The organism is Pseudomonas arvensis (assembly GCF_056688935.1).
Genome location: NZ_CP162038.1, coordinates 4,857,306 through 4,869,982 on the forward strand (window position 1 = coordinate 4,857,306; position 12,677 = coordinate 4,869,982).

Genomic DNA, 12,677 nt, shown 5'->3' on the forward strand with positions numbered 1-12,677 from the left:
CTATTCCACACAGTTGTTGCGTGGTTTTGCCGCACCCCCGGTGCTATGATCCTGCCCCTGCGCCGCAAAGAGTACAAACTCCCCGGCGCTTGTTTGGCCGCCCGTGATCGGCCTTGCGCTCACCGCAACTGACCTGATTAGGAGAATCATCATGGCTTTCGAATTGCCGCCGCTGCCCTACGCACACGATGCCCTGCAGCCGCACATCTCCAAGGAAACCTTGGAATACCACCACGACAAGCACCACAACACCTACGTCGTGAACCTGAACAACCTGGTGCCTGGCACCGAGTTCGAAGGCAAGACCCTGGAAGAGATCGTCAAATCCTCTTCGGGCGGCATCTTCAACAACGCCGCTCAGGTCTGGAACCACACTTTCTACTGGAACTGCCTGGCGCCTAACGCCGGCGGCCAACCTACCGGCGCACTGGCTGAAGCCATCAACGCTGCGTTCGGTTCGTTCGACAAGTTCAAGGAAGAGTTCACCAAGACGTCCGTCGGCACCTTCGGTTCCGGTTGGGGCTGGCTGGTGAAAAAGGCTGACGGTTCCCTGGCCCTGGCCAGCACCATCGGCGCCGGCAACCCGCTGACCAGCGGCGACACCCCGCTGCTGACCTGCGACGTATGGGAACACGCCTACTACATCGACTACCGCAACGTGCGTCCAAAGTATGTGGAAGCGTTCTGGAACCTGGTCAACTGGAAGTTCGTGGCTGAGCAGTTCGAAGGCAAGACCTTCACTGCCTAAGCAACCCTTGCAGTAAAAAGAGCCCGGCGATTGCCGGGCTTTTTTATGCTGTAAAAAAGGCGGAACCCAACAGGCCGTTTTTGCCACGCAATCAGCGAGAGGAATTTTCCTCTACTACCTGTCGGAGAAATAACAATGATTAATGGTGCAACGGCAGCAATTCCGGTGGTTGGAGACCTGTTGAAAGCAGCCATTCCCGTCGTGGGAGATGTGGTCAAGGCGATTGCGCCACTGCTTCAACCCTTTGCGGATGCGATGGCAAAGAAAATTGGAGGCGAGGACACTGAGGCTTCAGACAAACCCGTAGATTTTTCCGCGCCAAAGGCTGAAAAGATGACGGTCACGTTCTCGCAATAAACAAGAAGACGCTGGTAGCTCAAGGGGGCAAGCAGTCTTGCTTGCCCCCTCACTCAGGGCTTTTCGGCGCGGGCATCAGGCCTGCGCCATTAGAATGTGATTTGCGGCGGCTGGCTCGAACTCCCGCCGGCAGAACCCACTGAGCCACTCAACACGGTTTTTGCGAGGTCCGCTGCCATGCTTGCAGCCTGGCCCACCAGTGGAAGAACCATAGGGGCCAGCGCCGATGCTGCTGCCATTCCTGCTCCTGCTGCGATCATCCGTCAATACTCCGAAATGTGTGAAAGGGGTATTCCTTTCATGACTTGGGTGGCCAGTTCCGAGTCTTCGGTTCCGTTTTTCGTAACTTTTTACGGATGGCCCAATGTCCCTTTGACTGCCATCACCAGATTGCCAATACTCATGGCATAGTGAAGGCCACCCGCATGAGACAAGGAATGCCCCTTTGAAGCTGGAACTCAAGAACAGCTTGTCGGTGAAGTTGCTACGGGTTGTGCTGCTGTCGGCGTTGATCGTGGGCGTGGCGCTGAGCGTGGCGCAGATCGTTTTCGATGCGTACAAGACGCGCCAGGCCGTTGCGGGCGATGCCCAGCGCATCCTCGACATGTTTCGCGACCCCTCGACCCAGGCCGTCTACAGCCTGGACCGCGAGATGGGTATGCAGGTGATCGAAGGGCTGTTTCAGGACGACGCCGTGCGCATGGCCTCCATCGGTCATCCCAACGAAACCATGCTCGCGGAAAAAAGCCGTGCCTTGCAGCAATCCTCCAGCCGCTGGTTGACCGATCTGATCCTGGGACGGGAACGCACCTTCACCACCGCATTGGTCGGTAAGGGCCCCTACAGCGAGTATTACGGCGACCTGAGCATCACTCTGGACACGGCCACCTATGGCAAAGGTTTTATTGTCAGCTCGGTGATCATCTTTATTTCCGGGGTGTTACGTGCCTTGGCCATGGGCCTGGTGTTGTACCTGGTTTACCACTGGCTGCTGACCAAGCCGCTCTCGCGGATTATCGAGCACCTGACATCGATCAACCCGGACCGCCCCAGCGAGCACAAGATCCCGCAACTCAAGGGCCACGAGCACAACGAGTTGGGGTTGTGGATCAACACCGCCAACCAGTTGCTCGAATCCATCGAGCGCAACACCCACCTGCGCCATGAAGCAGAAAGCAGCCTGTTGCGCATGGCTCAATACGACTTCCTGACCGGGCTGCCGAATCGCCAGAAACTGCAGGAGCAACTGGACAGGATCCTCATCGACGCCGGCCGCCGCCAGCGCCGCGTGGCGGTGTTGTGCGTGGGGCTGGATGACTTCAAAAGCGTCAACGAGCAGTTCACCTACCAGGCTGGCGACAAATTGTTGCTGGCCCTGGCAGACCGGTTGCGTGCCCACAGCGGCCGCCTCGGCACCCTCGCCCGCCTGGGCGGCGACCAATTCGCCCTGGTACAGGCCGATATTGACCAGCCCTACGAGGCGGCGGAGCTGGCGCAAAGTATCCTCGACGACCTGGAGGCGGAGTTTGCCCTCGATCATGAGGAAATTCGCCTGCGCGCCACCATCGGCATCACCCTGTTCCCGGAAGACGGCGACAGCACCGAGAAGTTGCTGCAAAAAGCCGAACAGACCATGACCCTGGCCAAGAGCCGTTCGCGCAACCGCTATCAGTTCTATATCGCCAGCGTCGACAGCGAAATGCGCCGTCGCCGCGAGCTGGAAAAAGACCTGCGCGACGCCTTGGGCCGTGAGCAGTTCCACTTGGTATACCAGCCGCAAATCAGCTATCGCGACCAACATGTAGTGGGTGTAGAGGCGCTGATCCGCTGGCAACATCCGGAACACGGCCTGGTGCCGCCGGACCTGTTTATTCCGCTGGCCGAGCAGAACGGCACCATCATCCCGATTGGCGAATGGGTGCTGGACCAGGCCTGCCGGCAATTGCGCGAATGGCATGACCAGGGCTTCACCGACCTGCGCATGGCGGTCAACCTGTCTACCGTGCAGTTGCACCACGCCGAGTTGCCACGGGTGGTCAATAACCTGATGCAAATCTACCGGCTACCGCCGCGCAGCCTGGAGCTGGAAGTCACCGAAACCGGCCTGATGGAAGACATCAGCACGGCCGCCCAGCACCTGCTGAGCCTGCGCCGTTCCGGGGCATTGATCGCCATCGATGACTTCGGCACCGGCTATTCATCGCTGAGCTATCTCAAGAGCCTGCCGCTGGACAAGATCAAGATCGACAAGAGCTTCGTCCAGGACCTGCTGGACGATGACGACGATGCGACGATCGTGCGGGCGATTATCCAACTGGGCAAAAGCCTGGGCATGCAGGTCATCGCCGAAGGCGTGGAAACCGCCGAGCAGGAGGCTTACATCATCTCCGAGGGCTGCCATGAAGGTCAGGGCTACTACTACAGCAAACCCCTGCAGGCCCGGGAGCTGGCGGTTTTTTTGAAGCAGGCCGAGCGCAATAACGCAGCCATTCTCTGACGCGGCAAAACGATACTGAATATTTCCCGCGTTTAACCCTTTACACAAAATGCAAATCTTTCGCATTATGTCGCAGTTTTTGCGCTCTCGCGCGCGCCCTATCAACAACCGAAGCAGGATGTTCGCCATGATTCGTATGCCCCTGGCCACCGCCAGTCTGCTGGCCATTGCCATTTCTCTCGCCGGTTGCGGCGAAGGTAAAGACAAGGCCGCAGCGCCCCAGGCGCCGACCCCGGCTGCCAGCACTACCGCTCCAGCGGCTGCCACCCCTGCCGGCAAGGTCGACGAAGCGGCTGCCAAGGCCGTGGTCGCGCATTACGCCGACATGGTATTCGCGGTGTACAGCGATTCCGAGTCCACGGCGAAAACCCTGCAGACCGCTATCGACGCGTTCCTCGCCAAGCCGAACGACGAAACCCTGAAAGCCGCCCGTGCCGCCTGGGTTGCCGCTCGCGTGCCGTACCTGCAGAGCGAAGTGTTCCGCTTCGGCAACACCATCATCGACGATTGGGAAGGTCAGGTTAACGCCTGGCCCCTGGACGAAGGCCTGATCGACTACGTAGACAAATCCTACGAGCACGCCCTGGGTAACCCAGGTGCCACGGCCAACATCATCGCCAACACCGAGATCCAGGTCGGCGAAGACAAGATCGACGTGAAGGACATCACTCCGGAAAAACTCGCCAGCCTCAATGAGCTGGGCGGTTCCGAAGCCAACGTCGCCACCGGCTACCACGCCATCGAATTCCTGCTCTGGGGCCAGGACCTGAACGGCACCGGCCCTGGCGCCGGCAACCGTCCTGCGTCGGACTACCTGACCGGTGATGGCGCCACGGGCGGCCACAATGAGCGCCGCCGTGCCTACCTGAGCGCCGTGACCCAACTGCTGGTCAGCGACCTGCAGGAAATGGTCGGCAACTGGAAACCCAACGTCGAAGACAACTACCGCGCCACCCTGGAGGCAGAACCTGCCACCGACGGCCTGCGCAAAATGCTGTTCGGCATGGGCAGCCTGTCCCTCGGCGAACTGGCCGGTGAACGCATGAAGGTTTCCCTGGAAGCCAACTCGCCGGAAGACGAACACGATTGCTTCAGCGATAACACCCACAACTCGCAGTTCTATGACGCCAAGGGCATCCGCAACGTCTACCTGGGCGAGTACACCCGCGTCGACGGCACCAAGATGACCGGCGCGAGCCTGGCATCCCTGGTAGCCAAGGCCGATCCGGCTGCCGACACCGCGCTGAAGGCAGACCTGGCTGCGACCGAAGCCAAGATGCAGGTCATCGTTGATCACGCCAACAAGGGTGAGCACTACGACCAGTTGATCGCGGCCGGCAATGACGCAGGCAACCAGATCGTGCGCGACGCGATCGCCTCGCTGGTCAAGCAGACCGGTTCGATCGAAGCCGCAGCGGGCAAGCTGGGCATCAGCGACCTCAATCCGGATAACGCTGATCACGAGTTCTGATCAAAGCAGCGCACCGCAAGCGCAATGCTTGCGGTGCCTGGTCACAAGTCTCCCGCCTTTGCGTCAGCCCCTGATGATGGAAGCAATAGCGCTGTTATAACGATTGATCAGCCCGCCCTGCAGCACTACAAACTTCCCGCTGTCCTGACTTTGCCTGATGAGCGTTTTGCTCACCTCATCCAGAACATTCAGGCTCAACTGCGATGGCGCACCTGGGACGAAGTGACGCGCCGAGGATACGCCGCCCCTCGGAATCATGCAGTACACCGTGTCACCTTGCGGCCATCGAAATAACAACTCCGGGCTCGGCCCTCCGTCGGCAATGAACTGGTAGCCCATCGCGCCCAAATGGCCCTTCAGCACTGCTCTGGCTTGGACTGCACCCCATGGGTCCAGCAGATTATTCCCGTACGTCTTGGGCAAGTTGAAATTCAGCGTTACAAACCCTGAAAGGGCTTGGTTGTCGATAATCGATAAAGGCTGAAGCAGCATCAATGGATCAAGCCCCAACCCCATGCCTTTTGCACGCCATCTGTTCAACTGAGCCAGGAACGCCGTCAGCCCGCTTGAGCTGACAACGCCGCCAGGATTGCAGTAATCGGACAGCGCACCGACCAATCTTTTAGCGGCGCGCGTGGTCAAGACCGGAAAGGCCTCCATCGCATAGCCAGCTGGAGTTCGCTTAAAGTGCCGACTGCTATCGATCAGCCATTGATTGCTAGACACATCGAAACACGCCAAGCGAGGCTGTTGAAAGATGTTGCGGCTCACCATCACGTCAATGTCAGCGGTGACACTCGGCGGCAAGCGCGGATCATAGATATGAACCCAATTGTCGGGAAAACTGTCCCCCTTGGGCAGGATTGGATAGAACTGCTGCTCCACCTGAATGACATCTACGGCTGCACCGCCTGACGCTTGAGGTACCTTGAACGTGTGAGGACGAGACGCATTGGGCGTCAACTGCGAAGCATCCAGCTCCAGCCTCCAGCCAGACCATACGTACTTGCCCGGTAACACACTTGGCACTATGGGGAAACCGGGGCCTGGCACCACGACGGCAGGTTCGCTGACCGTGACGGTCGACGCGCCAAGCGGTTGGTAGCCGTTCAACAAGTCCCACACATCATCCACGGGGCGGTTCAGGTAGGCCTGAAAACGGCTGGGGATCTCACGCCAGGTACTTATTTCCCTCGCAAACTCCAACTCCAGTTCCAGGACCCGCCCCTGAGGGAAGCTGAACGAGTCGAGCACTTGCCGCGCACGGGTTCGAGACAAATAGGGAAAGGCATTCATCAATGTCCGCTCAACGGGGAAACCACCTTTCAAGCCAATGGCCGGTGCAGCGATTTCCCAATGCCCCAAGGCATGTCGGCGGATCGGCGCATGATGAAAAGCGAACGGCGTGCGTGCATCGATTACGCGCCAGACGTGCACATCGGCGTCGTATTTGACGAGGTACCAATGCCCGGCGTCCTTCAGAAAGTGCCTCGCCAAACCACCGTTTACGGGTGCCTGGGTGAACACGTTCTGGCGCTCCCAGCCCTTCAATGGCGTTAACCGCGAAGGCACTGTGCGTTGCGCCATTTTGCTGTTCAACCCCCAGGGCTGGGAGGGTTTGCGGGACGGTGCATGGCCCATCCAGCCGTCAAACACCGTGCCAACCAATTCGGCGAAAGCTCTGACAAAGCCATGTGCCGCCACCTCCCGGTCCCCCTGTTTCGCCGCTTCGATGGCCTTGACCAGTGAATACAGGCTCCTGGCCAAACCGATCACCATGGTCACCTTGATCGGCAGGATCGCCATGACCACATCCAGCGCCACTTCAGTCACACCAGACACCGTGTCGATGTTGGTTTCCTGGGTCGTGGTCGATTGGGCGGCGGCTGAATTGATCGCCGCCGAGGCTTCGATCTCGTAAGCCTCCAGAAAGATGTTGTCCGCAATCCTGGCCAGATGCACCAGCGTGCCGGGCACCAGCGTCTTCAACAGGTTACGCACGCTCGACTGTTCATCTCGACTGACGCGACTCACCAGGTAGTCGTGCCAGGCGCTGTGGTTGATCACCTCGCGATAAAAGGCAGCGCGATCGCTGAACTCGTAAAACACACGCCCCAAAGGCGCCTGGGGCATATACACCACCAGCGAGCCGACAGACTCCGACGCTGTACTGAACACCCACACACCACGCACCCGGGCACCACGCAGTTTGAGGCTGCGCACCAAAATGCGATGGCCCTCGACCAGGGCACGCTCACTGGTATCTTCAGGGTGGTCCAGCGCGCAATTGACCCAGTTGAATCCCCGGTCGTGTCGATTGGGCAGGAAATCCCCGGCGATCTTTGCCTCAACGGCATCCAGACGCACCTGGTATTGCATGAGCGTCGCGTAACTGTCTCGCTGGGCAAGGGCTGCGGGCGATGTCAGCAAGCGGTCCTTGAGAAAGGCATCATATTTTTCACCGATGTTCAGGCCTCGGACCAGGTCCTTGACCTGGGAAGCGCTCAGGCCCTCGTAGGGTTTGCCTTGGTTATCGGTGATCGTGGAGAAATTGACGAAGTTGAAATCCAACCCGCCGACGTTTTCCAGGGCCACTTGGGTCAAGCTGCGGGTGTGCGTCAGGTGGCGCGGTCCTTCATCCGGTACCACCGGCCTGGCGCCGGCGCCATACACCGCCGACGGTAGGCGTGGCGTTCTGGTCTGGACCTTGATGTGATCGGGGTCCACCTCAAGCCCATGCTCGGCTTTCAAGGCGTTGCGCAGTTGCTCATTGGCGTAGGCCAGCAACGTCGCCTTGTCACCGAACTGCTGCAGGGAGGGCAAGCCGTCCCATTCAAGCACACGCGCAAGCTCGTGTTGATACTGTGTGAAAGCGTTCGTCCATGCGGTTTGCTCGGCCGGTGATGCCGACTTCAGGAACGCCTTGAATCGCCCGGCGATGCGCTTGGCCTCTCGCGCCAGCTCAACGGATTGCAGGCCGAAGGTATCGCCCAAATCAGTGACGCGGTTCAGGCTATCGGGCAGGTCACTGATCCCGTCAAACAGCTCACGACCGCGAAAATGCTCGATCTGGGTGGCGAAGTCCTCACGCAGTCGCTCACATTGCGCCTCAACGCTTGCAGCACAGGCCGAGTCGGTGATTTCCCGGTACAGCCACTGGTTCTGTGCGTTCGCCTGCTTGTGCGTGCCCATCCCACGGATGTGGTGCTTTTGGGCAATCATCATCAACAGCTCTTCGAAGGTCGTCTCGGCGCTCAATCGGCGATGCAGCTCCTGATCGAGCTGCGCCAGCGTTTCAAACCCTTCAAGCCCTCTTTCCGGGGTGAACAACACAACCGTGCCGACCGAGGCATCACTCGCCAACTCACGATCTGGTGCCGAGCTGGCGGATTGACCGCCGGGCTCCCTGGCAGTCAGCACCAACGCACCGTGCAGCAGCAAATTCGGCGCGGCGCCCTCACCCTTGAGCGCCACACTGAACACAGAGGGCCGGTAGCCCTTGAGGTGCTGCTGCCGGGACGCGTTATCGGGATAGCGCAGGATTTTAATCAGCAGCACGTAGGCACCGTCGCTCAAGGTGCCATCGCTCTTGAGCAACTCGGCCTCAAGCCGCAGTTGCTCGGACCTCTGGGCGATCAGCCAGGCCTTGCGCGTTCGGGTGTCGGTCAGGCCGACCGGGCTCGACCAATAATGCTGCAGATAACGCTCATAACGCACCGGCAGCTCGCCCGCCAAGGCGTCCAGAAAACGATCGAAAGTGGCGGGGGTCAACTCGGTCACCGGCGTGGTGGCATCCCCCGTTCCGGTCCGGCGCTCAAAGGCAGTCTTGCCTTTGGCATAGTCCGACGGCTGCTGATGGACAATTCGCCGGACCACGGCATCCAACACATGGGCAGGCAGGTTGTGGGTGTGGTCACGGTCGAACAACGGGTTGGTGTTGCCCTCGCGGATGAAGATCGCCTGAGGATCACTGTGGGAACCCAACGAGGGGAACGCCTGTTCCAGCGCGTCCTGGACAAATCCCTGGAATGTTGGCTGTTGCTGGAAAAAACGTCGGATCGTGACATTCAGCGCAACCAGGTCGTTCAGTTGGGAAACCTGGAGCGGCGTATCGATCGACGACAATCGCCGCCTGATCGAGGGATGCAGCGGCACGTGATTAGAGGACATGGAACCACCTTGGAGCCATTGACTGAGAAGCCTCCATGCTGCTTGGATCAAGGGCCGCGGATGAATTACATAGTTGTCTTGCGCAACCGGAACGATGAGACTCGCGGCGCACCGCCAGCGCCGGGTTTACATGCCCCGCACCCCAGGTAGAATGGCGCCTCTGCCCTATTTCGAGTTCACTTCATGGCGTTGCCGACCCTGCGCATCATCGGTTTCATCATCGGCATCTTCCTGATCACACTCGCGATCGCCATGGTTGTGCCCATGGCCACCCTGGTGATCTTCGAACGCACCAGCGACTTGCCCTCGTTCCTGTGGGCCAGCCTGATCACCTTTATCGCGGGACTGGCGCTGGTTATCCCAGGCCGTCCCGAACATGTGCACCTGCGCCCACGCGACATGTACCTGCTCACGGTCACCAGCTGGGTGGTGGTGTGCGTGTTCGCTGCGCTGCCGTTTTTGCTGACTCAGCACATCAGTTACACCGATTCGTTTTTCGAAAGCATGTCCGGCATCACCGCCACCGGCTCCACGGTACTGAGCGGCCTGGACAGCATGTCGCCGGGCATCCTGATGTGGCGTTCACTGCTGCACTGGCTGGGCGGTATCGGCTTTATCGGCATGGCGGTGGCGATCCTGCCGCTGCTGCGCATTGGTGGGATGCGCCTGTTCCAGACCGAATCCTCGGACCGCTCGGAAAAGGTCATGCCCCGCTCGCACATGGTGGCGCGGCTGATCGTGGCGGCGTATGTGGGCATCACTATTCTGGGCAGCCTGGCGTTCTGGTGGGCCGGCATGGGCCTGTTCGATGCGATCAACCACGCGATGTCGGCGATTTCCACCGGTGGTTTCTCCACCTCCGACGAATCCCTGGCGCACTGGAAACAACCGGCGGTGCACTGGGTGGCGGTGGTGGTGATGATCCTCGGCAGCCTGCCGTTTACCCTGTACGTGGCCACCTTGCGCGGTAACCGCAAGGCCTTGATCCGCGACCAACAGGTACAGGGTTTGCTCGGTTTGCTGGTGGTGACCTGGCTGGTGCTCGGCACTTGGTACTGGTGGACCACCAACTTGCATTGGCTGGATGCCTTGCGCCACGTGGCGTTGAACGTCACGTCAGTCGTGACCACCACCGGCTTTGCACTGGGGGACTACAGCCTCTGGGGCAACTTCTCACTGATGCTGTTCTTCTACCTGGGCTTTATCGGTGGTTGCTCGGGCTCCACCGCTGGCGGGATCAAGATTTTCCGCTTCCAGGTTGCCTACATCCTGCTCAAGGCCAACTTGAACCAGCTGATTCACCCGCGTGCCGTGATCAAGCAGAAGTACAACGGCCACCGTCTCGACGAAGAAATCGTACGGTCGATCCTGACCTTCTCGTTTTTCTTCGCCATCACCATCTGCGCTATCGCTTTGGCCCTGTCGCTGCTGGGCCTGGACTGGATGACCGCACTCACCGGCGCCGCCAGTACCGTCTCCGGCGTCGGCCCCGGCCTTGGCGAAACCATTGGCCCGGCGGGCAACTTCGCCAGCCTGCCGGATGCGGCCAAGTGGATCCTGTCCCTGGGCATGCTGCTGGGCCGCCTGGAAATCATCACAGTCTTTGTTCTGTGCATCCCGGCGTTCTGGCGTCACTGACGGGCGCCGTGCCTTGCAACCGCGCCCGGTATTCGCCGGGCGTGGCATCGAACCAGCGGCGGAACGCACGGAAGAAGTTGCTGGGATCGGCAAAGCCCAGCAGGTAGGCAATCTCCAGCAGCGTCATGCTTGGCTGCGCCAGGTATTGCTCGGCCAGTTCGCGGCGGGTGTCGTCGAGCAGGGTCTGGAAACTCGTGCCCTCCTCCTGCAAACGCCGCTGCAAGGTGCGTTGGGACAGGTGCAACGTCTGGGCCACCACTTCACGCTTGGGCTCGCCCTGGGGCAGCAGGCGACACAGCACCTGGCGCGCCTTGTGGGTCACGCGGCTCTCGGAAAAGCGCGCCAGGTATTCACCGGCAAACCGGTCGTGCAAAAGCGCCATGGCCTCGTTGGCCGTGGGCAGCGGCGCGTCCATGTCGGCGCGCTCGAAAATCAACGCGTCATAGGCCGCGTTGAACTCCAACGGGGCATGAAACGCTTGCTTATAGGGCCCCAGGTCAGCCGGCTGTTCACCTTGCAACAGGACTTTGCGCGGTTGCAGGGTGCGCCCGGTCAGCCAGCCGCACAGCGCCAACGCACAGGCCAGGGAGGCTTCGGCGCTTTGCCTGGTGGGCGGCAGATGGTCGCCATGCACCGTCAGAATCAGCGCATAGCCTTCAGGTAAAAGTCGGAAACTCAAGTCGGCGCTTTCGGCGATGATCCGCTGGTAACGCACCAGCCGCATAAAACCTTCAGCCAGTGTGTTACTGGACATCAACGCATAACCGGTCACATGAAACGACGCCGGGCGCACCACCTTGCCCATATTCAGGCCAATCGCCGGGTTGCCCGACAGCTCCACTGCGCGCTGCCACAGGCGGGTCATGGAATCCTGCGGGAACCGCGCGTCGGGGTCGTTGAGGGCGGCGTAGTCCAGGCCCAGCTGTTTGAACAGAGCGCGGCAATCCAGGCCATCCATTTCCAGTGCCTTGACTATCCCCATTGCCCAGCTTGCAGAAGTTGTTCGTTCGCTCATGGCGTCTTCTTAATAAAGCAGGCTCAAAACGGCAGCCAGGAAGCCAAGGATACTAAAGTGGCATCTAATGTCACTGGCTGTTACCACTGATCACTCTAGACTCAAATAAGCTCCCCGCCGAACACCTGTTGGGCGGCATAACAACCAAAGGGCCGATCACCGTGGAAAACGTCAAGCGATTCAACAGCTTCGCCGAGTTTTACCCTTATTACCTGGCCGAGCACGCCAACAGCACCTGCCGGCGCCTGCACTTTATCGGCACCACGCTGGTGATCGGGATCCTGGCGTATGCCATCGGCCGGGGCTCCCTGGGCCTGTTGATCGCCTTGCCTATCGCGGGCTACAGCTTTGCCTGGATTGGCCACTTCTTCTTCGAAAAGAACCGCCCGGCCACCTTTCAGCACCCGTTCTACAGCTTGATAGGGGATTTTGTGATGTACCGCGACATGATCCTGGGCAAAGTGCCGTTCTGAACGGTGTGACCTCTTGTCACTTGCGTAAAAACCATGAAGGTTCGTGCATCTGTCGATATAAAAGTCTTTTTGTCATTTACAGTGCTGTATCCTGCCAAGGCTTTTTGAGAGCGCGGAATCACCTGCGATTGAAAAAACAGACCTTGCGAGGAGCGACGACGATGCACGAGATACCTAATCTCCCCTTCCCAAGCCTGCACGAAACTGAGCAGCCAACACCGCAGCAGGCCAGCGCCAAGCAGCCTGAGGCCAAAGAAGCAAAACCAGTCGACAGCAAAAGCCAGGACTGACGCCGTACCAGACCGTGT

General features: G+C 59.7%; 9 protein-coding genes. 7 read left to right on the forward strand and 2 right to left on the reverse strand.

Translation table 11 applies throughout. The annotated features are described in order from the left end of the window. Window positions 1-151 precede the first annotated feature (151 nt). The 4 genes from AB3G88_RS22005 (at window position 152) to AB3G88_RS22020 (ending at window position 5,073) form a co-directional block, all read left to right on the forward strand. Complete coding sequence (locus AB3G88_RS22005) at window positions 152-748, forward strand: superoxide dismutase (protein WP_003212997.1); 597 nt, start codon at window positions 152-154, stop codon at window positions 746-748. A 135-nt stretch (window positions 749-883) separates the two neighbouring features. Continuing rightward, window positions 884-1,105: a hypothetical protein gene (locus AB3G88_RS22010; protein WP_099585452.1), complete on the forward strand. Its 222-nt coding sequence runs from the start codon at window positions 884-886 to the stop codon at window positions 1,103-1,105. A gap of 445 nt (window positions 1,106-1,550) precedes the next feature. Further along, window positions 1,551-3,602, forward strand: a complete 2,052-nt coding sequence (locus AB3G88_RS22015; RefSeq protein WP_099585453.1) for a putative bifunctional diguanylate cyclase/phosphodiesterase — start codon at window positions 1,551-1,553, stop codon at window positions 3,600-3,602. Window positions 3,603-3,729: 127 nt separating this feature from the next. After that, window positions 3,730-5,073 carry an imelysin family protein gene (locus AB3G88_RS22020; RefSeq protein WP_099585454.1) on the forward strand — a complete coding sequence of 448 codons (1,344 nt, stop codon included), beginning with the start codon at window positions 3,730-3,732 and terminating at the stop codon, window positions 5,071-5,073. Between the two features lie 63 nt (window positions 5,074-5,136). On the opposite strand, the gene AB3G88_RS22025 is transcribed toward AB3G88_RS22020, so the two are convergent. Further along, entirely contained in the window at window positions 5,137-9,243 is a 4,107-nt protein-coding gene (locus tag AB3G88_RS22025; protein WP_480451657.1) for a dermonecrotic toxin domain-containing protein, read from the reverse strand. A gap of 183 nt (window positions 9,244-9,426) precedes the next feature. Between AB3G88_RS22025 and AB3G88_RS22030 the strand changes: the two genes are divergently transcribed. Continuing rightward, complete coding sequence (locus AB3G88_RS22030) at window positions 9,427-10,881, forward strand: TrkH family potassium uptake protein (protein ID WP_099585456.1); 1,455 nt, start codon at window positions 9,427-9,429, stop codon at window positions 10,879-10,881. On the opposite strand, the gene AB3G88_RS22035 is transcribed toward AB3G88_RS22030, so the two are convergent. Continuing rightward, the gene (locus AB3G88_RS22035) at window positions 10,838-11,896 is read right to left on the reverse strand and encodes an AraC family transcriptional regulator (RefSeq protein WP_400528721.1); all 1,059 of its coding nucleotides are present in this window, start codon (window positions 11,894-11,896) and stop codon (window positions 10,838-10,840) included. The two genes, AB3G88_RS22030 and AB3G88_RS22035, sit on opposite strands and share 44 nt — an antisense overlap. A gap of 161 nt (window positions 11,897-12,057) precedes the next feature. Between AB3G88_RS22035 and AB3G88_RS22040 the strand changes: the two genes are divergently transcribed. Further along, window positions 12,058-12,369 carry an Mpo1-like protein gene (locus AB3G88_RS22040; RefSeq protein WP_112196578.1) on the forward strand — a complete coding sequence of 104 codons (312 nt, stop codon included), beginning with the start codon at window positions 12,058-12,060 and terminating at the stop codon, window positions 12,367-12,369. Window positions 12,370-12,530: 161 nt separating this feature from the next. Next, window positions 12,531-12,659 carry a hypothetical protein gene (locus AB3G88_RS22045; protein WP_024077105.1) on the forward strand — a complete coding sequence of 43 codons (129 nt, stop codon included), beginning with the start codon at window positions 12,531-12,533 and terminating at the stop codon, window positions 12,657-12,659. The last annotated feature ends 18 nt before the right edge of the window (window positions 12,660-12,677 follow it).

Excerpts from the sequence above, each read along its gene's own strand:
- AB3G88_RS22030 (WP_099585456.1), top strand. The coding sequence starts at position 9,427 with ATGGCGTTGCCGACCCTGCGCATCATCGGTTTCATCATCGGCATCTTC.
- AB3G88_RS22045 (WP_024077105.1), top strand. The coding sequence starts at position 12,531 with ATGCACGAGATACCTAATCTCCCCTTCCCAAGCCTGCACGAAACTGAG.
- AB3G88_RS22005 (WP_003212997.1), top strand. The coding sequence starts at position 152 with ATGGCTTTCGAATTGCCGCCGCTGCCCTACGCACACGATGCCCTGCAG.
- AB3G88_RS22010 (WP_099585452.1), top strand. The coding sequence starts at position 884 with ATGATTAATGGTGCAACGGCAGCAATTCCGGTGGTTGGAGACCTGTTG.
- AB3G88_RS22035 (WP_400528721.1), bottom strand. The coding sequence starts at position 11,896 with ATGAGCGAACGAACAACTTCTGCAAGCTGGGCAATGGGGATAGTCAAG.
- AB3G88_RS22020 (WP_099585454.1), top strand. The coding sequence starts at position 3,730 with ATGATTCGTATGCCCCTGGCCACCGCCAGTCTGCTGGCCATTGCCATT.
- AB3G88_RS22025 (WP_480451657.1), bottom strand. The coding sequence starts at position 9,243 with ATGTCCTCTAATCACGTGCCGCTGCATCCCTCGATCAGGCGGCGATTG.